The following is a 19,845-nucleotide window of genomic DNA, read 5'->3' as shown; positions in this document are numbered from 1 at the left end:
TTGTTAAAAAACATGAATTATTATTTTTTTTTGTTATAATAAACCATGTGACTGGAGGAATTTACATGCATTTAACGGATAAGGAAATAGAAATATTAGAAATTCTTGAACAAAATGCTCGTGTGCCAATGGAAGATTTAGCTAAAATGATTGGTGAAAACGAAGAAACAACGATAAAGTTAGTGAAGCGATTAGAAGAGGAAAAAGTGATTGTTCACTATGCGACACTTGTGGATTGGGCGAAGATTGATAGCTATCAAGGCATTACCGCGATGATTGATGTAAAGGTGACACCAAAGCGCGGAGTGGGCTTTAGTGAAGTAGCAGAGAGAATTTATCGCTTTAAAGAAGTCACTTCTGTTTACTTAATGTCCGGTGTTTACGATTTGTCCGTGACGGTAGAAGCGAAGTCGATGAATGAAGTCGCCCGCTTTGTTTCTGAGAAACTATCAACCCTTGACTCTGTTGTTTCGACTACAACTCACTTTCAATTGAAAAAATATAAGCATGATGGCATTGTGTATGAACAAAAGAAAAATGATAAAAGAATCGTGGTGTCTCCATAATGAAAACGACAAAAAGCTACGTGGCAAAATCAGTTGAGAATATGGCGCCATCCGGCATTAGAAAGTTTTTTGATTTAGCAGCGACAATGGAAGGTGTTATTTCTTTAGGAGTAGGAGAGCCTGACTTTGTCACTTCTTGGTCAGCGAGGGAAGCGGCTATTTTATCCCTTGAAAAGGGCTATACATCTTATACAGCTAACGCGGGTTTATTGGAATTACGCGAGGCGATTAGTGACTACATTAGTGAACGATTTTATGTTCCTTACATAGCAAACGAAGAGATCATTGTCACAGTCGGAGCGAGCCAAGCCATTGATCTAGCGATGAGAGCTATTCTTGACCCAGGCGATGAAGTGGTTGTTGTTGAGCCTTGTTTCGTGTCGTATGTCCCTTTAGTTGAGCTTGCTGGTGGAAAAGCAGTGACGGTAGAAACGACAGGGGAACAAGGTTTTAAACTGCAAGCAGAGGATTTAGAAAAAGCAATTACACCAAAAACGAAGGCATTGCTCTTATGTTCGCCGAATAACCCAACAGGGACACAGCTTGACCGAGAAGAATTACAAGCGATTGCTGATATTGTGAAAAAGTATGATTTATTAGTGATTGCCGATGAAATTTATGCGGAGCTTGCTTACGATCTTCGTCATACATCGATCGCTAGCCTAGAAGGAATGCGGGAACGGACGATTTTGATTAACGGCTTTTCCAAAGGATTTGCGATGACAGGATGGCGCCTTGGATTCGTTTGTGCGCCGCGTGAATTAGCAGCCGCAATGTTGAAAATTCATCAATACACGATGATGTGCGCGTCAACACCTGCTCAATACGCAGCTTTAGAAGCGTTGCAAACAGGAATGAACGATGTAGAAGAGATGAAAAAAGCTTATCGTCGCCGTCGAAATTACTTTGTTCAGTCGTTAAATGAAATGGGCCTTACATGCCACGTACCTGGAGGAGCCTTCTATGTGTTCCCATCTATTCAAAGCACAGGCTTAACATCTGAACAATTTGCTGAACAATTGCTAGTAGAGGAAAAAGTTGCTGTCGTCCCAGGCTCCGTCTTCGGCAAAGGAGGAGAAGGGTACATTCGCTGTTCCTATGCCTCATCTATGGAGCAACTGCAAGAAGCAGTGAAGCGAATAAAGCAATTTCTTGAGAAATAAAAAAATCAGGGGGTGTAGCTAAACATCAGTTTTCGCTGATGTTTAGCTACACCCCCATTTGTTGTGTTTGAAAGATGACGGATTGGTCGCAATTGTTGTCGAATCAGGCGTGGATATCGTCGAATCGGTCGCGTACGAGCCCGATTCAACCGCAAATGAACTCAGATCAGTCGCTAACCGGGTCCTTCCGCTTTTCGTATTGTCTAGCTGCAACGGCTAGACTCTCGGACATAAGTCGTCACGCCTGTGTGGCAAAGAACGCCACTTCGACGGTCCGCCTTATGTCTGCCGAGTCTAAACAGCCGTTTCCGCTTTTCTATCTTGTCCAGCTCCAGTCCCCAGCGCTTAGTGAACTTCCCCGCTCCTCCTTGCGATAAGTCAACATCGATTCACTGTCGTTCATCGTGTTTCCTTTATCTCGTGCGGATCGCTCCAGTCCATACGTCGCTAAACAGGGCCTTCCGCTTTTCGTTAAAACAATCCAAATGATTGTAGGAAGATGAGGATGATGGCTACGGGTGCGACGTATTTGACGCAGAAGTACCAAATGCCGAATAGCTTGGGGCTCATGGAAGAACCGCGAGTGATTTCTTCGTAGACGTCATTTCGTTTCATTCGGTAGCCAACAAAGATGGAAATAAATAAAGCGCCTATAGGCATCCCAATGTTCGCTGTAATGTAGTCAGCAAAATCAAAAATCGATTTATTAAAAATCGTCACATCACTAAGCACGCCGAATGATAAAGCACTTGGAATACCTGTAATGAAAATAAGAATGCCTGCAATCCAAGTGAATTTTTTTCGTTTATTTGGATCTCCTTTTGTAAAGGCGGCTACAACAATTTCAAGAATCGAAAACGCTGATGTAAGTGTAGCGAACAATAACAATAATAAGAAAATAAAGAAAAATATGTTCCCAAAGGCCATTTCATTAAAGACCGCTGGAAGAACGACAAACACAAGTCCAGGGCCTGCATCTGGTTCGAAGCCTAAAGCAAAAACGGCTGGGAAAATAACAAGCCCCGCTAAAAGCGAAATAAGAATATTAAGCCCAGCAACAGAAAAAGCTGATCGTGGCATGTCCTGTTCTTTTCCTAAATACGAAGCGTATGTAATCATGATCGATACACCAATACTTAAGGCGAAAAAGGCTTGGCCTAAAGCTAGCAAAGCTGTTTTTCCTGTTAAGAGCGACCAATCCGGCTGCAACAGGAATTTCACGCCTTCCATCGCTCCATCTAATGTTAAGGAACGAATGACAAGTGCGATAAACAATAGGAAGAGAGCTGGCATTAAAACTACACTCGCTCGTTCAATCCCTTTTTGAATGCCACCGCGTACAACAAATATCGCCATTAGCATAAACAAACCTTGTGCGATTAACACTTCGGTAGGGTTGCTAATAATTTGATCGAATAAAGCATTATAATCTGTTTTTCCTTCTATGAACAATTGTCCAGTAAGATTTCGGAAAATATAGGATAAAATCCAACCACCAACTACACTGTAAAAGGATAAAATAATAAAAGCAGATCCAACACCCAATATACCAACGAGCGGCCAAGCCGAATGAGGTACTAATTCTTTGAAGGCACTTACCGCATCCTTTTGTGTTCGTCTTCCAATAAAAAACTCTGCCAATAAAATTGGCGCCCCAATGATGACCGTAAATAAGATAAATAGAAGAAAGAACACTCCTCCTCCGTTTGTTCCGGCCATATAGGGGAATTTCCAAATGGCGCCAAGTCCGATCGCTGAACCTGCTGCTGCAAGAATAAAGCCGATCTTCGAAGACCATTGTTCTTTTTTACTCATTTCATTCTCCTCTTTCAAATGTGTGATAACTGTATTACCTTACTATGTTTTCTTTCAAAAAAACAGGCTTTTTTCACAATTCACAGAATTTTATCAATTTGTAAAGGCTTTCAACACCTATTATGTAAAAAATTTGCTCACATATGTATGTTTAGATATTTTTTTACCAATATGGTATAATTTTATGATTCGTAGATAAGGAAAACAATTTTTTAGGAGTGTTTGGATGGGAAATAATTATGAACCAGGGCAAATTGTAACAGGGAAGGTAACAGGGATTCAACCATATGGAGCGTTCATTGCACTTGAAAATGGGATGCAGGGGTTGGTTCATATTTCAGAAATTACTCACGGGTATGTAAAGGATATTCATGACCACCTAGAAGTGGGAAAAGAAGTCACAGTGAAAGTGATTTCAGTGAATGAAGAAGAGGGGAAAATTAGTTTATCTATTCGTGCAACAGCGGAATCTAAACCAACTTCTATTCATGAAGTGCGTCGCATTAAACTAGGGGAAAATAGTGCAGGGTTTAATACGCTAAAGCATAAATTGAAAGAATGGATCGAACAATCAGAAGAAGAAAAATAACCAATAATAGATAATAGAAGAAGCATGGGGGCAGCAGATCTCCATGCTTTTTTATTATATAGGAAATGATAGATGCACTTCAGTTAGCCCGCTAAAACTTACATATTCATCCTCTATTTGTGAAAATCCACAAAATATGAAAAAAATATTTCAAAACTTTAAAAAATGTGTATAATTAAAATCATCTTAGTTAGAAAATTTAGCATATTGTGCAAAATTAATTTGCGTCTGCTAATTGATTTTGCGTTACTTAGTTAATTTTTTTTCACTTGAATGTAAGGGGTTTCATTTTGTCTTAAGAGCCGAGCTTTGGCTGCAACATGTAAAGTAAAGGGGAGTAGAAGTATGCAGAGAGAAAATCAGGAGATCAAAATACCATTTTTATTAGCTATTTTGCCAATGCTTGTAATGATTGGTACCATGGCTGTAACGGTCATTAAGTTTGAAGGAAGTCCTCACGTTCCACTACTAGTTGGAACAGTGGCGGCTTCGATCATTGCTTTGAAGTATGGATACAAATGGGAAACGATTGAACAGGGAGCCTATAATGGCATTAAACTGGCCTTACCAGCTATTTTAATTATCATTATGGTTGGTTTAACGATTGGCGCTTGGATTGGTGGCGGAATTGTTGCTACAATGATTTATTATGGATTGCAAATCATTACCCCTTCCTTATTTTTAGTGTCAATTAGTGTGATTTGTGCAGTCGTTACGTTGGCCATTGGTAGTTCTTGGTCAACGATGGGAACGATTGGTGTCGCAGGAATGGGGATTGGCCTAAGTATGGGTATTCCAGCTCCGATGGTGGCTGGTGCGATTATTTCTGGTTCTTATTTCGGCGATAAAATGTCACCGCTTTCAGATACAACCAATTTAGCGGCAGGTATTACTGGAACGGACTTGTTTGATCATATTAAACATATGTTCTACACAACGATTCCAAGTATGCTTATTGCTTTAGTTGTGTACTTTTTCCTTGGACGTCAGTTTTCTTCATCGAACGTGGATACAAAAAATATTGATCAAATTTTAAATGTTTTAAATGAGAACTTTGTGATTTCTCCATGGTTGTTGCTTATTCCGGTGTTAGTTATTGTGCTTGTAGCGAAGAAGGTGCCTGCCCTACCGGCTCTTGCTATCGGTATTTTTCTTGGTTGGGCTTCTCATGTATTCATTCAAGGTGGAAGTTTGGCTGATGCGACGAATACACTTCAGCAAGGTTTCTCGATTGAAACAGGGAATGCAATGGTAGATGAGTTATTTAATCGCGGTGGAATAGATGATATGATGGGGACGATTTCCTTGACGATTGTTGCGATGACATTTGGAGGCGTGATGGAACAAACAGGTATGTTGAAAGCCATCGTTGGGCAAATTTTGAAAGTTGCTCGCTCAACAGGAAGCTTAATTACTGCAACGATTATGTCTGCTTTTATTACAAATGCAACCGCTTCCGAGCAATATATTTCCATTCTTCTTCCGGGAAGAATGTATGTTACGGCGTTTCGTGAAAAGAAATTACACTCTAAAAATTTATCGCGTGCATTAGAGGATGGGGGAACAGTGACCTCTGTATTTATTCCTTGGAACACTTGTGGTGTGTTTATTGTTTCGATGCTAGCTGTTCACCCGTTTGAATATGCCCCATATGCGGTATTGAACTATACTGTACCAATTATCTCAATTATTATGGCGTTCCTTGGGTTGAAAATAGAATACTTAACAGATGAACAAATAAAAGAATTAGAAGAAAAAGAAATGCTACAAAAACAAGTAGCATCATAAAGTGAAACTTCAATCAGTGGGGGTTTTCTTCATCCCCCACTGATTAAAAGAGGAACAAAGGCTAAGAGCGCAACGTCCTGTTGCAACGCCTTTGTAACCTGCATCGTGCAGGCCCGAACGGATCGGGCTTTTACGGGCTGTTGATCCCCCACCTATATGCCTACGCTTCTTCTGCTAGGTTGAGGTGGGGGTCTTACAGCCCGTTAATGCGGGATAAAAAAAGAGCTACCTTCATTTTTTTAGTGAAGGTAGCTCTTTTTCGTTAGTAATTATTTTTACCAATATCATATTTTCGAATGCGATATTGTAGGTTTTGGCGGCTCATTCCAAGTGCTTTCGCTGTTTTAGTAATATTATGTTCGTGATGCTGAAGTGCTTTTTTAATATAATAAGTTTCCGCTTCTTGGATGTATTCCTCAAGAGGTAAAACTGTTTTAGGCTGATAGAGAAAGCCTTCTATTTTTTCAAGTTCCTTTGATTCTAAACCAACGCCAGATTTATTACGAAATGAACTTGGTAAGTGGGTAAACGTGATGATCTCTTCATGCTCCATCAAGTTCATCGCTCCCTCAATTACATGCTCAAGCTCGCGGACATTTCCAGGCCATTCATAATTAGAGAAATATTCCTTTACTTCTTCATCAAGTGATTGAATATGCATACCAAATAGATGATTGTACTTATTGATGAAAAATTGGGAAAGAAGGTCGATATCCTCTTTTCGTTCGCGAAGTGGTGGGATAAAAACAGATACGACACTTAAGCGGTAATATAGATCTTTTCTCAGTTTGTTGGCAGCAATGGCATCGATCGGATCTTCACTAATGGTCGCGATTAGACGTACATCTACCGGGGTATCTTTGGCCCCATCTTCACGTCGAAGCTTTTTCTCTTGAATTACTCGTAACAATTTCGATTGCAAACTCAGACTTAAAGCGTCAATTTCATCCAGTAATAAAGTGCCGCCGTTTGCTTGTTCAAATAATCCAGGTCGATCGTCATCTAAGTCAGAATCGCCGTTGCTTCCAAATAGAATACTCTCTATTAATGTGTCGGGAAGGGCCGCACAATTTTGAGAAATAAATGGCTTATTTGAGCGAGGGCTTCCGTTATGAATACTTTCAGCAAATAATTCTTTGCCCGTTCCGATTTCGCCAATAATTAACACAGAAGAGGAGGTGCGAGTCGCTCGCTTGCTCGTTTCGATCGCTTCGACTACCGATGGATTTTCGCTAATGATATTGTCGAATGTGTAATGAGTGTCGCCCTTTTTTAAAATGTTTTCTTGAATCATTTTTTCAAGCTTAGTGACATCTTTTGCTATTTCTACCGCACCGATGATTAAGGAATCTTCTACGATCGGGAATGTGTGGTTGATCGTTGTAATTTCATGTCCGTTTATATTAAAGTACGTTTGTTTGACGTTTTGAATCGCTTCTCCGGTTTTCAATACTTGCAGGAGGGTACTTTCTTCGGCACGATCAAATTGGAATACGTCAAGAAGATTTCTATCAAGCACATCCTCGATTCCCATGCCTTCAATTTCTCGCATTTTTTTATTGTATATAATCGTCTTTTCATTGGAATCAATAACATGGATGCCTAAATCGATTTTCTCTGCGACTTCTGTGTACATCGTTAATAATAATTCTAAATCTTTTAAAGACATAAAATCTTCCCCCTGTTTGTAAATTTATTATTATTTTATGAAAAAACACTTGAAAAAAGCAACAATATTTTGCATTATTATATTGTAAGGGTTTTCTTAGTGCAAAGGAATTTTTCTGCGAACGAATGTTTGTAGGGTAAAAAAAATGAGCATTTTTAAAAAATTTTATTAATTAGAGGAGGAAATATCATGATTCCATATAAACATGAACCATTCACAGACTTTTCGAAAGAAGAGAATAAAAAAGCATACGAAGAGGCGTTAGGTCTTGTGCAAGGTTATTTAGGTCAAGATTATCCGCTTGTTATCGGCGGTGAAAAAATCACGACAGAAGATAAAATCACTTCTTATAACCCAGCTGATAAGCAAGAAGTAATCGGCCGTGTATCAAAAGCAAGCCAAGAGCTAGCCGAACAAGCGATGCAAGCAGCGGTAGAAACATTTGAAACTTGGAAAAAAGTAAAACCAGAAGTTCGTGCGGATGTATTATTCAAAGCAGCTGCGATCATTCGTCGCCGCAAGCATGAATTCTCTGCTCTATTAACCAAAGAAGCAGGAAAGCCGATGAATGAAGCGGATGCGGATACTGCAGAAGCAATCGACTTCATTGAGTTCTACGCTCGTCAAATGCTACAAATTAAAGATGGCGTGAAAGTAGAAAGTCGCCCAGGCGAATTCAACCGTTACGGCTACATTCCATTAGGAGTAGGGATCATCATTTCTCCTTGGAACTTCCCACTTGCGATCATGGCTGGTACAACAGTAGCGGCAATCGTGACAGGAAATACCGTTCTATTAAAACCAGCTTCTACTACACCGATCGTTGCGGCGAAATTTGTAGAAGTTATGGAAGAAGCAGGTCTTCCAAAAGGCGTATTAAACTTCGTACCAGGAAGCGGCGCCGAAGTGGGCGATTACTTAGTAGATCATCCGAAAACACGCTTCATCTCGTTCACAGGTTCTCGTGACGTAGGTCTTCGTATTTTCGAACGTGCGTCAAAAGTAAACGAAGGTCAAATTTGGTTAAAACGTGTCATCGCTGAGATGGGCGGAAAAGACACGATCGTGGTCGATAAAGAAGCGGATCTTGAGTTAGCGGCTCAATCGATCGTGAAATCAGCGTTCGGTTTCTCAGGACAAAAATGTTCGGCTTGTTCTCGTGCTGTCATCGTAGAAGATGTGTACGATCAAGTATTAAATCGTGCAGTAGAATTAACGAAAGAAATTTCAGCAGGCAACCCATTAGAGCATTACATGGGACCAGTAATTGACCAAGCTGCTTTCGATAAAGTGATGAGCTATGCAAAACTTGGCCATGAAGAAGGCCGCGTATTAACAGGTGGCGAAGGCGATGACTCCAAAGGTTACTTCGTTCAACCAACGATCGTAGCGGATGTCGATCCGAAAGCTCGTTTAATGCAAGAAGAAATCTTTGGCCCAGTCGTGGCATTTGCAAAAGCGAAAGATTTCGATCATGCGCTTGAAATTGCAAACAACACAGAATACGGTTTAACAGGTGCGGTGATTACAAGTAACCGTGCGAACATGGAAAAAGCACGTGAAGACTTCCATGTGGGTAACCTTTACTTCAATCGCGGCTGTACAGGAGCAATCGTTGGATACCAACCATTCGGCGGTTTCAACATGTCAGGAACCGATTCTAAAGCAGGTGGCCCAGACTACTTACAGCTACACATGCAAGCAAAAACAACTTCAGAAATGCTATAATACTTTTTTGAGGTCTGACCTAGCGGAAAAGGGCGGAGCTGCTTAATAAACACTTCGCTCCTGTCGCTTTTTAAAATGAATGTCATCGGGGGCGTTCCGTTTTTGGCCCCTTTTTACAACATAGTACATATCATTCATAAGGAGGAACATGATGACTACCAACGTTAATTCTCAACAAATTATTGAACAAACAGAGCAATATGGAGCTCAAAATTATCATCCACTACCGATCGTTATTTCTGAGGCTGAAGGAGTTTGGGTGAAAGATCCAGAAGGCAACAAATATATGGATATGCTTAGTGCATATTCTGCTGTAAACCAAGGACATCGTCATCCGAAAATTATTGAAGCGCTTAAAGAACAAGCGGATCGTGTAACATTAACATCAAGAGCATTCCACAGTGACCAACTTGGACCTTGGTATGAGAAAATTTGTAAATTAGCGAACAAAGAGATGGCTCTTCCGATGAACACGGGAGCTGAAGCTGTAGAGACAGCACTTAAGGCTGCAAGACGCTGGGGATATGATGTAAAGAAAATTTCTGATGGTCAAGCTGAAATTATTGCTTGCGAAGGTAACTTCCATGGTCGTACAATGGGAGCAGTATCACTGTCATCAGAAGAAGAATACAAACGTGGTTTCGGACCAATGCTTCCTGGTATTAAACTGGTTCCTTATGGCGATGTAAACGCTCTTAAAGAAGCGATTACACCAAATACAGCTGCTTTCATTATTGAACCGATTCAAGGAGAAGCAGGGATTAACATTCCACCAGCTGGCTACTTAAAAGCTGCTTATGAGTTATGTAAAGAAAATAATGTCATGTTTATTGCTGATGAAATTCAAGCAGGTCTTGCTCGTACAGGAAAAATGTTTGCTTGTGAGTGGGAAGGCTTCGAACCGGATATGTATATTCTTGGTAAAGCGCTTGGAGGCGGGGTATTCCCAATCTCTTGTGTTGTGGCTAACAAGGATATCTTAAGCGTGTTCAATCCTGGTTCTCACGGGTCAACTTTCGGTGGAAATCCAATGGCTTGTGCGGTATCTTTAGCTGCTCTTGAAGTGCTTGAGAACGAAAAGCTTGCTGAGCGTTCCTTAGAATTAGGGGAATATTTTGTGGGCAAACTAAAAGAAATCCAAAACCCAATGATTAAAGCAGTTCGCGGTAGAGGGTTATTTATCGGTGTAGAGCTAACAGAACCAGCTCGTAAATATTGTGAAGCATTGAAAGAAGAAAACTTGCTTTGTAAAGAAACTCATGATACAGTGATCCGTTTTGCCCCGCCATTAGTTATTTCTAAAGAAGAATTAGATTGGGCAATCGAACGCATTCAAAAAGTATTAGGGTAACCTAGTATAAACTAATGATAATAAGATAAAAGAGGCGAATATCAAATGTCGGAAAATCTAAATTTATTCACATCTACTCAGAATGTCATTAAAGAAGCGCTGACAAAACTGGGCTATACGGAAGAAATGTACGAGCTTTTAAAAGAGCCACTTCGCATGTTAACAGTCCGTATTCCAGTACGTATGGATGATGGATCTACAAAGGTGTTCACTGGATATCGAGCACAGCATAGTGATGCAGCTGGTCCTTCTAAAGGGGGAGTTCGTTTTCATCCTGAGGTGAATGAAGAAGAAGTCAAAGCACTAGCAGCGTGGATGACATTAAAAGCTGGTATTGTTGACTTACCTTATGGAGGGGGAAAAGGCGGAGTTGTCTGTGACCCTCGTCAAATGTCAATGGGAGAAGTCGAACGTTTAAGCCGTGGATATGTTCGTGCGATCAGTCAAATGGTTGGTCCGACAAAAGATATTCCAGCTCCAGATGTATATACGAACTCTCAAATTATGGCATGGATGATGGATGAATACAGCCGCATTCGCGAGTATGATTCTCCAAACTTCATTACAGGAAAGCCGCTTGTTCTTGGTGGATCTCACGGACGTGAGAAAGCGACAGCTCAAGGGGTAACCATCTGCATTAGAGAAGCAGCTAAAAAAATTGGTATTAATGTTGAAGGTGCACGTATTGTCATTCAAGGCTTTGGTAATGCAGGAAGCTTCTTAGCGAAGTTTATGCATGACGCTGGAGCGAAAGTAATCGGTATTTCAGATGCTTATGGAGCGCTTCATGATCCTAACGGCTTAGATATTGATTATTTACTTGATCGTCGTGATAGCTTTGGAACAATCACTACATTGTTTGAAAACACGATCTCTAACCAAGAACTTTTAGAGCTTGATTGTGACATTTTAGTGCCTGCAGCGATCTCTAACCAAATTACAGAAGAAAACGCTCATAATATTAAAGCGTCTATCGTTGTAGAAGCAGCGAATGGTCCAACGACATTAGAAGCAACGAAAATTTTGACAGATCGCGGAATTCTTCTTGTGCCTGATGTGTTAGCTAGCTCTGGTGGTGTAACAGTTTCATACTTTGAGTGGGTACAAAACAACCAAGGTTATTACTGGACGGAAGAAGAAGTCAATGAAAAACTTAATGACACGTTAGTTTCTGCGTTCAACAACATTTACGAAACATCTCAAACACGTGGAGTGAACATGCGTTTAGCGGCTTACATGGTAGGAGTTCGTAGAACAGCTGAAGCTTCCAAGTTCAGAGGATGGGTATAATTAGATAAAAACCACATATACTTGCCACATATATTAAGCCAGTGAGATTGCTCTCACTGGCCTTTATTTTCGCTAAGGATTTGAAGTAGGATTTCTTCTGAAATTTATTTCTTCATCTGGTTTAAACAGTAAACCAAGATTAATGAGCCCGGCAAGACCAACTAGTGTATAAATAAATCTAGAAAGACCTGATGTTTGTCCCCCGAATATTGAAGCTACTAAATCAAAACGGAATAAGCCAATTAATCCCCAGTTAATAGCTCCGATAATAGTCAAGGCTAAAGCAAAACGTTGAAGCCCACTCATTTCATTCCCTCCTTTCATCTATGACAGCTTTAGTATGTGTCACCTTCTTTTTTCTATACAACGAGTGAACTGTTGATGTATGTATTGATTATTGGTCTATCATTTTCCATAAATGTTCTTTTGGTGGACAAAGGATCATTCACTGTTAAAAAAAGAAAATAGTTCTAACTTTTTTCCTTGCTTCATCCCTTAGTTAAAGTTAAAGTAAGAATGAAAAAAGTAAAACGGAGGTCTCGTGGCAATGACCCATATTAAGTTTGACTATTCCAAGGCATTATCATTTTTTGGTGAACATGAATTGGAGTATTTGCGAGATGCAGTAAAAGTAGCGCATCATTCCTTGCATGAAAAAACAGGTCAAGGTGGAGAGTTTACCGGATGGGTTGAATTACCTATTCAATACAACAAAGAAGAATTTTCTCGCATTCAAAGAGCAGCTGACAAAATTCAAAGTGATTCAGATGTGTTAGTGGTCATTGGGATTGGTGGTTCTTACTTAGGAGCAAAAGCGGCGATTGATATGCTAAGTCATAGCTTTTATAACCTTTTATCTAAAGAAAAACGAACCACTCCGCAAATTCTTTTTGTTGGGAACAATTTGAGTTCTTCCTACATGAAAGAGTTATGTGATGTATTAGAGGGGAAAGACTGGTCAATTAATGTTATTTCTAAATCTGGTACAACGACTGAACCAGCAGTTGCTTTTCGAATGTTTCGCAAGCTGTTAGAAGAAGAATACGGGGTGGAAGAAGCGAGACAACGGATTTATGCCACAACGGATCGTCAAAAAGGGGCTCTTAAAACCCTAACCTTAAATGAAGAGTATGAATCCTTTATTATTCCTGATGATGTAGGTGGGCGCTTTTCTGTGTTGACAGCGGTCGGTTTATTACCGATAGCGGTCAGCGGAGCGGACATCACAGAGGTGATGAAAGGTGCGGCACAAGCGGTTGGAGATTTAAGTGAGTCTGAGCTCGATCAAAACATCGCTTATCAATATGCGGCAGTTCGTCGTGTTTTATACAATCAAGGGAAAACGATTGAAATGCTCGTTAATTATGAGCCGGGGCTGCAATATTTTTCTGAATGGTGGAAGCAATTATTTGGAGAAAGTGAAGGGAAGGATCGAAAAGGAATTTTCCCAGCATCCGCTAACTTTTCAACCGATCTTCATTCACTAGGACAATATGTTCAAGAAGGACGTAGAGATTTATTTGAGACGGTCATTAAAGTAGAGACGTCTAGACAAGAACAAATGATTGAAGGAGACGAGTCTGATTTAGATGGTTTGAATTATCTAGCTGGAAAAACCATCGATTTTGTGAATCAAAAAGCCTTTGAGGGAACATTGCTTGCTCATACAGATGGTGGCGTACCTAACTTAATTGTAACGGTACCTATAATGGATGCATACTCTTTTGGGTATCTTGTTTATTTCTTTGAAAAAGCCTGTGCGATGAGCTGTTATTTATTAGGAGTCAATCCGTTCGATCAACCAGGTGTCGAAGCGTATAAAGTCAATATGTTTGCTTTGCTCGGTAAGTCAGGTTATGAAGATAAGAAGCAAAGTCTAGAGCAGAGATTAACATCTAAATAAAAAATCGCGGAGAAATCCGCGATTTTTTTTGTTTTAGGAAATACTATAGAAAACTTGAATACAGAAAGGGGAGTACATGATGATTGAACTTGCTTCACGGCTACAAGGAAAACATTTTAATTTATATGAGTTAGAACAAAAATTGAAGCCAATGGGATTTGTAATTGGTGGGAATTGGGATTATGATCATGGCTCATTTGATTACAAAATAGATCATGAGGGGGGGTACCAGTTTCTGCGTTTACCCTTTTCAGCAATAGATGGTCAGTTAGATACACCGGGAGTATCAGTGCGTTTCAGTCAACCTTATGTACTAGCTCATGTATATCAACGAGGGCTCGATGATTATGCCGAAGCAGGAGTAGTGAGCGGTTCGGTTAATCAGTTTTCTGAACCGCGAGATCCGGATGGCCAATTAAAAGAAAAGTATGTAATTGCCGGAAAGCGGCTTTTAGAAGAAGTGGAGGCTATTCTCAACGTTGAATAATTAATAGCTCGTCCGCTCGCTGAATAGGAAATTCAAAGGGAGGGTTAATATATGTTTTCTCCTCCCTTTGAATGCCGATCAATAACGTTTGTTCTTGTAATAAAAGCGGTGCTAACTGTCCGAAGCTAAGGTGGCTCCATTCTTCTTTGGTGGATAATATTTTTAAATGCCCGCCATTCAATGGATCAAGTAAATGAATGACCGTGCTAGAAATACCGTCAAAATATAAGCTGTTTAGCATAATGGAACTGGCGTGACGATTTGTTTCAATCACTTCATTGGCTCCAGCCCGTTGAGCATTGATGACTTGCTCCTTTGTTAAAATTTCCACCACGCAGTAAAGATCAGGACGACAACCTTTCATTGCTACTAACGTTAAAATAGAGTTCATGTCGGCATATACTTCATTTTTATTTTGATCGGCTGTAATGAGAACCATATTGGCTTCTTTTACGTTCGCTTTTTTTAATGTTTCATCCTTATAAGGAGCTCCTTGAATAAAATGGACAATTCTTGAAGTGTATGGATTGGCTTTTAAGGAATCGTCGATTAAAACAATCTGGCGAGGGATGGTCATCTCCTGGAGCTGATCAATAATTTCCTTAGATCGTTCGTTCCAGCCAACAATGACCAAATGGTTTTTTTGAGCGTACATCGTCTTTCCTTCTTTCAAGGCGTTTTGTGAAGCTACTGTCGTGGTCGCTAAACGAATAAAATAAGCGGATAAGAAGCCTGCTCCAATAAAGATTAGCCCGATGCCAAGTATCCGTCCAGGTACTGTTTTGGGGGCATAGTCCCCGAAACCTACCGTAGACGCGGTAACAACCGCCCACCAAATCCCTTCAAATATCGTAGGGAATGTCTGTGGCTCGATGAAATGGATCGTAATTCCAAAAAAAATGATAAAAAAAATAGCCATCGAAAATATTCTTAGTAAAGTTGGGGCTTCGACAAATTTAAAATAGAATTGCTGAAGCATAAAAAGCTCTCCTTCCATTTTTTTCTTTCAACAGTATTTCCTTTTTTGAAAAATTGAAACAAAAACTATTGCTATTTATTATAATTTGAATATAATATTAGTTGAGACATTCTACGGGGGCTTAGCTCAGCTGGGAGAGCGCTTGCATGGCATGCAAGAGGTCGTCGGTTCGATCCCGATAGTCTCCATAATACAAAAAACCTGCAAAGTATTTTGCAGGTTTTTTGTATGTCAGTTACATTCGTATTAACCTGTAAAAAACATCGTAGCAATGATGGTTACGATCAATACAGAGCCTCCAGTTAGACGAATCCATTTTGTTGTCATAGAGTTTTCTCCTTTCAATAAACAGAATTTTAAGATGATTTATTTCGTATTCTATTCCCGTTTGTCATGCAAAATATTCCTATTTTTTGAAAAAGAACGTTTATAAATTCAAAAAGACCTTAGCGCCAATCCATATTTAAAGACTGAAAAAATCTATTAAATATGTATATGGTAGCTAGGCCTTTTATAAACCGCTTTTTTTACAGGCTTTCAATTTCTACATTGTCTACATGAGGAAGATCAGATATGGTGTGATAGATTTCGGTTGTACTTCGTTGGAAGTAGACAGACACACCTAGTTCAAGTAAATGCGCTTCCTTTTTTAAATCTTTAATTCGTAGTCGCGTGATGACGATATCTTCCTCTTCGATACTATTGATCACTTCATCTAAATTATCTTTGTTTTTGATCGTCATTTTAATAAAAAGCGCTTTTCGCTGTAAACCACTTGGGCCAAAAACTCTAAAAATAATGGGGATAATTTCAACACTGAAAATTAATAAAGCAAGCCCAGTAATTGCTTCTGCGAAAAAACCAGCTCCAACAACGATTCCGATACCGGCAGCTCCCCAAATCATAGCAGCTGTGGTTAAACCAGAAATACTATCATTACTTCTGTGTAAAATCACCCCAGCCCCTAAAAAACCAACGCCAGAAACAATTTGTGCGGCGAGACGTAAAGGATCCATCGTAATATTGACGAACTCACTTCCTGGTGATTTGTAGGCTGATTCAATTGATACGATCGTTAACAAACAACTAACGATCGAAATGACTAAACTCGTTTTCAATCCAACGGGCTTTCTTTTTAATTCACGCTCAAGCCCGATGACTAATCCTAAAACGGCTGATAAAGCAAGCTTAATTAATACGTCTGCTTCAAATAGCCAATCCATAAGCATACCTTCTTTCTTACTTAGCTAAGGGAACATTGAATAATAGTGTTAAAATGATAATTAAATGTAACACAAATTGATGATGATATAAATGATGATAAGGAAGGGGGCAAGGGGGAAGATCGAGAATGAATTTGCAAAAAATTATCTAGTTTTTCTTGGTACCTCTTTTTTGCTGCTCATTTTATTGTATACAGATTGATGCTAGAATAATATATAACGTTAATAAAGATGCTGTAAAAAATATATTTTTTTTAAAAAGTACTTGTTTTTGATATTTTATCGTGATATATTATTTCTTGTCCGAAAGACAGTAACGAAAAATGAAACTTCAAAAAAGTTTTGACTTTCATTCGGATGTGTGATAAATTAGAAAAGTCGCACTTGAAGAAATTGATCTTTGAAAACTGAACAAAATAAACGTCAACGTTAATTCAAATAGCGAAGGCATCATTTGATGGTGACCTAAGCAGGATAAGAAATATGAGCAAGTCAAACATCTTTTTGGAGAGTTTGATCCTGGCTCAGGACGAACGCTGGCGGCGTGCCTAATACATGCAAGTCGAGCGAACTTGATGGAAGCTTGCTTCTATTCAAGTTAGCGGCGGACGGGTGAGTAACACGTGGGTAACCTGCCTGTAAGACTGGGATAACTCCGGGAAACCGGGGCTAATACCGGATGAGTTCTTTCTCCGCATGGAGAAAGATTGAAAGACGGTTTCGGCTGTCACTTACAGATGGACCCGCGGCGCATTAGCTAGTTGGTGAGGTAACGGCTCACCAAGGCGACGATGCGTAGCCGACCTGAGAGGGTGATCGGCCACACTGGGACTGAGACACGGCCCAGACTCCTACGGGAGGCAGCAGTAGGGAATCTTCCGCAATGGACGAAAGTCTGACGGAGCAACGCCGCGTGAGTGAAGAAGGTTTTCGGATCGTAAAGCTCTGTTGTTAGGGAAGAACAAGTATCGGAGTAACTGCCGGTACCTTGACGGTACCTAACCAGAAAGCCACGGCTAACTACGTGCCAGCAGCCGCGGTAATACGTAGGTGGCAAGCGTTGTCCGGAATTATTGGGCGTAAAGCGCGCGCAGGCGGTCTTTTAAGTCTGATGTGAAAGCCCACGGCTCAACCGTGGAGGGTCATTGGAAACTGGAAGACTTGAGTGCAGAAGAGAAGAGCGGAATTCCACGTGTAGCGGTGAAATGCGTAGAGATGTGGAGGAACACCAGTGGCGAAGGCGGCTCTTTGGTCTGTAACTGACGCTGAGGCGCGAAAGCGTGGGGAGCAAACAGGATTAGATACCCTGGTAGTCCACGCCGTAAACGATGAGTGCTAAGTGTTGGAGGGTTTCCGCCCTTCAGTGCTGCAGCTAACGCATTAAGCACTCCGCCTGGGGAGTACGGCCGCAAGGCTGAAACTCAAAGGAATTGACGGGGGCCCGCACAAGCGGTGGAGCATGTGGTTTAATTCGAAGCAACGCGAAGAACCTTACCAGGTCTTGACATCCTCTGACAACTCTGGAGACAGAGCGTTCCCCTTCGGGGGACAGAGTGACAGGTGGTGCATGGTTGTCGTCAGCTCGTGTCGTGAGATGTTGGGTTAAGTCCCGCAACGAGCGCAACCCTTGATCTTAGTTGCCAGCATTTAGTTGGGCACTCTAAGGTGACTGCCGGTGACAAACCGGAGGAAGGTGGGGATGACGTCAAATCATCATGCCCCTTATGACCTGGGCTACACACGTGCTACAATGGATGGTACAAAGGGCTGCAAGACCGCGAGGTTTAGCCAATCCCATAAAACCATTCTCAGTTCGGATTGTAGGCTGCAACTCGCCTACATGAAGCCGGAATCGCTAGTAATCGCGGATCAGCATGCCGCGGTGAATACGTTCCCGGGCCTTGTACACACCGCCCGTCACACCACGAGAGTTTGCAACACCCGAAGTCGGTGGGGTAACCCTTACGGGAGCCAGCCGCCTAAGGTGGGGCAGATGATTGGGGTGAAGTCGTAACAAGGTAGCCGTATCGGAAGGTGCGGCTGGATCACCTCCTTTCTAAGGAAATTAACGGAAAGTAAGAACGCTGTTCTTACTCAAATTAACGACGCGTTTTATTTTGTTCAGTTTTGAAGGATGAATTCCTTCTATTTACTTGTTCTTTGAAAACTGGATAATATCGTATAAAGTAACCAAGCAATAACCGAGTAATCGCCATTTTAGGTTAAGTTAGAAAGGGCGCACGGTGGATGCCTTGGCACTAGGAGCCGACGAAGGACGGGACTAACTCCGATATGCTCTGGGGAGCTGTAAGTAAGCATTGATCCAGAGATTTCCGAATGGGGAAACCCACTGTTCGTAATGGAACAGTATCTCTGTCTGAATACATAGGACAGTTGAAGGCACACCCGGGGAACTGAAACATCTAAGTACCTGGAGGAAGAGAAAGCAAATGCGATTCCCTGAGTAGCGGCGAGCGAAACGGGAACAGCCCAAACCAGAAGGCTTGCCTTCTGGGGTTGTAGGACACTCTACACGGAGTTACAAAAGAACGGGATAGGCGAAGAGGTCTGGAAAGGCCCATCAGAGAAGGTAACAATCCTGTAGCCGAAATTTCGTTCTCTCCAGAGTGGATCCTGAGTACGGCGGAACACGTGAAATTCCGTCGGAATCCGGGAGGACCATCTCCCAAGGCTAAATACTCCCTAGTGACCGATAGTGAACCAGTACCGTGAGGGAAAGGTGAAAAGCACCCCGGAAGGGGAGTGAAAAAGATCCTGAAACCGTGTGCCTACAAGTAGTTAGAGCCCGTTAATGGGTGATAGCGTGCCTTTTGTAGAATGAACCGGCGAGTTACGATTTCATGCAAGGTTAAGCCAAAAAGGCGGAGCCGCAGCGAAAGCGAGTCTGAATAGGGCGAATGAGTATGAGGTCGTAGACCCGAAACCAGGTGATCTACCCATGTCCAGGGTGAAGGTAAGGTAACACTTACTGGAGGCCCGAACCCACGCACGTTGAAAAGTGCGGGGATGAGGTGTGGGTAGCGGTGAAATTCCAATCGAACCTGGAGATAGCTGGTTCTCTCCGAAATAGCTTTAGGGCTAGCCTCAAGGGAAGAGTCTTGGAGGTAGAGCACTGTTTGGACTAGGGGCCCCCATCGGGTTACCGAATTCAGACAAACTCCGAATGCCAAAGACTTATCCTTGGGAGTCAGACTGCGAGTGATAAGATCCGTAGTCAAGAGGGAAACAGCCCAGACCACCAGCTAAGGTCCCAAAGTATACGTTAAGTGGAAA

The 19,845-nt window shown here is 41.3% G+C and carries 14 protein-coding genes, 1 tRNA gene and 2 rRNA genes (1 of these 17 cut by a window edge); 12 read left to right on the top strand and 5 right to left on the bottom strand.

Annotated features, from left to right (window positions below):
- The first annotated feature begins 65 nt into the window (after positions 1–65).
- Together WDJ61_RS14375 and WDJ61_RS14370 are read left to right on the top strand one after the other, a co-directional pair.
- Complete coding sequence (locus tag WDJ61_RS14375) at positions 66–566, top strand: Lrp/AsnC family transcriptional regulator (RefSeq protein ID WP_338750875.1); 501 nt, start codon at positions 66–68, stop codon at positions 564–566.
- Complete coding sequence (locus tag WDJ61_RS14370; protein WP_338750873.1) at positions 566–1,729, top strand: aminotransferase; 1,164 nt, start codon at positions 566–568, stop codon at positions 1,727–1,729. Before WDJ61_RS14375 ends, WDJ61_RS14370 begins: the two co-directional genes overlap by 1 nt.
- 471 nt (positions 1,730–2,200) lie before the next feature.
- Here the strand turns inward: WDJ61_RS14370 and WDJ61_RS14365 are convergent, their stop codons facing one another.
- On the bottom strand, positions 2,201–3,544 hold the full coding sequence (locus WDJ61_RS14365) for a sodium-dependent transporter (protein WP_338750871.1): 1,344 nt from the start codon (positions 3,542–3,544) through the stop codon (positions 2,201–2,203).
- Positions 3,545–3,770: 226 nt separating this feature from the next.
- Here WDJ61_RS14365 and yugI point away from each other — a divergent pair, with 226 nt between their 5' ends.
- A complete protein-coding gene (yugI, locus tag WDJ61_RS14360) occupies positions 3,771–4,133 on the top strand; it encodes a S1 domain-containing post-transcriptional regulator GSP13 (protein ID WP_338750868.1) in 363 nt (120 codons plus the stop codon).
- A 345-nt stretch (positions 4,134–4,478) separates the two neighbouring features.
- Positions 4,479–5,921, top strand: coding sequence for a Na+/H+ antiporter NhaC (nhaC, locus tag WDJ61_RS14355; RefSeq protein WP_338750866.1), 1,443 nt, complete (start codon positions 4,479–4,481; stop codon positions 5,919–5,921).
- Between the two features lie 262 nt (positions 5,922–6,183).
- Here the strand turns inward: nhaC and WDJ61_RS14350 are convergent, their stop codons facing one another.
- Positions 6,184–7,590, bottom strand: a complete 1,407-nt coding sequence (locus WDJ61_RS14350; protein WP_338750864.1) for a sigma-54 interaction domain-containing protein — start codon at positions 7,588–7,590, stop codon at positions 6,184–6,186.
- A gap of 186 nt (positions 7,591–7,776) precedes the next feature.
- Between WDJ61_RS14350 and pruA the strand changes: the two genes are divergently transcribed.
- The 3 genes from pruA (at position 7,777) to WDJ61_RS14335 (ending at position 11,959) form a co-directional block, all read left to right on the top strand.
- Positions 7,777–9,318, top strand: coding sequence for an L-glutamate gamma-semialdehyde dehydrogenase (pruA, locus tag WDJ61_RS14345; protein WP_338754807.1), 1,542 nt, complete (start codon positions 7,777–7,779; stop codon positions 9,316–9,318).
- A 151-nt stretch (positions 9,319–9,469) separates the two neighbouring features.
- Entirely contained in the window at positions 9,470–10,669 is a 1,200-nt protein-coding gene (locus tag WDJ61_RS14340; RefSeq protein WP_338750862.1) for an ornithine--oxo-acid transaminase, read from the top strand.
- Positions 10,670–10,714: 45 nt separating this feature from the next.
- Complete coding sequence (locus WDJ61_RS14335) at positions 10,715–11,959, top strand: Glu/Leu/Phe/Val dehydrogenase (RefSeq protein ID WP_338750860.1); 1,245 nt, start codon at positions 10,715–10,717, stop codon at positions 11,957–11,959.
- 72 nt (positions 11,960–12,031) lie between these two features.
- Here WDJ61_RS14335 and WDJ61_RS14330 read toward each other — a convergent pair whose 3' ends face one another.
- Complete coding sequence (locus tag WDJ61_RS14330; RefSeq protein ID WP_338750858.1) at positions 12,032–12,265, bottom strand: DUF378 domain-containing protein; 234 nt, start codon at positions 12,263–12,265, stop codon at positions 12,032–12,034.
- Between the two features lie 241 nt (positions 12,266–12,506).
- On the opposite strand from WDJ61_RS14330, the gene WDJ61_RS14325 reads away from it, so the two are divergent.
- Both WDJ61_RS14325 and WDJ61_RS14320 read left to right on the top strand, forming a co-directional pair.
- Entirely contained in the window at positions 12,507–13,862 is a 1,356-nt protein-coding gene (locus WDJ61_RS14325; RefSeq protein ID WP_338750856.1) for a glucose-6-phosphate isomerase, read from the top strand.
- A 79-nt stretch (positions 13,863–13,941) separates the two neighbouring features.
- Positions 13,942–14,349, top strand: coding sequence for a YugN-like family protein (locus tag WDJ61_RS14320; protein WP_338754806.1), 408 nt, complete (start codon positions 13,942–13,944; stop codon positions 14,347–14,349).
- Here the strand turns inward: WDJ61_RS14320 and WDJ61_RS14315 are convergent.
- The gene (locus tag WDJ61_RS14315) at positions 14,336–15,328 is read right to left on the bottom strand and encodes a potassium channel family protein (protein ID WP_338750854.1); all 993 of its coding nucleotides are present in this window, start codon (positions 15,326–15,328) and stop codon (positions 14,336–14,338) included. The two genes, WDJ61_RS14320 and WDJ61_RS14315, sit on opposite strands and share 14 nt — an antisense overlap.
- A 115-nt stretch (positions 15,329–15,443) precedes the next feature.
- On the opposite strand from WDJ61_RS14315, the gene WDJ61_RS14310 reads away from it, so the two are divergent.
- Positions 15,444–15,516: transfer RNA gene (locus WDJ61_RS14310), tRNA-Ala, on the top strand.
- Positions 15,517–15,855: 339 nt separating this feature from the next.
- Here WDJ61_RS14310 and WDJ61_RS14305 read toward each other — a convergent pair.
- Positions 15,856–16,551 (bottom strand): MgtC/SapB family protein, encoded by a 696-nt coding sequence (locus tag WDJ61_RS14305; RefSeq protein WP_338750852.1) that lies wholly within the window; start codon positions 16,549–16,551, stop codon positions 15,856–15,858.
- Positions 16,552–17,052: 501 nt separating this feature from the next.
- Here WDJ61_RS14305 and WDJ61_RS14300 point away from each other — a divergent pair.
- Positions 17,053–18,607: ribosomal RNA gene (locus WDJ61_RS14300) — 16S ribosomal RNA — on the top strand.
- A 164-nt stretch (positions 18,608–18,771) separates the two neighbouring features.
- A 23S ribosomal RNA gene (locus WDJ61_RS14295) occupies positions 18,772–19,845 on the top strand (it continues 1,859 nt past the right edge of the window).
- Together the 16S and 23S rRNA genes form the textbook arrangement of a ribosomal RNA operon.

Source organism: Bacillus sp. FJAT-52991, from assembly GCF_037201805.1.
In the GTDB taxonomy this organism is placed as follows: domain Bacteria; phylum Bacillota; class Bacilli; order Bacillales; family Domibacillaceae; genus Bacillus_CE; species Bacillus_CE kandeliae.
Note: the sequence above shows the minus strand (reverse complement) of the source record. Positions and strands in the feature narration are given on the sequence as shown.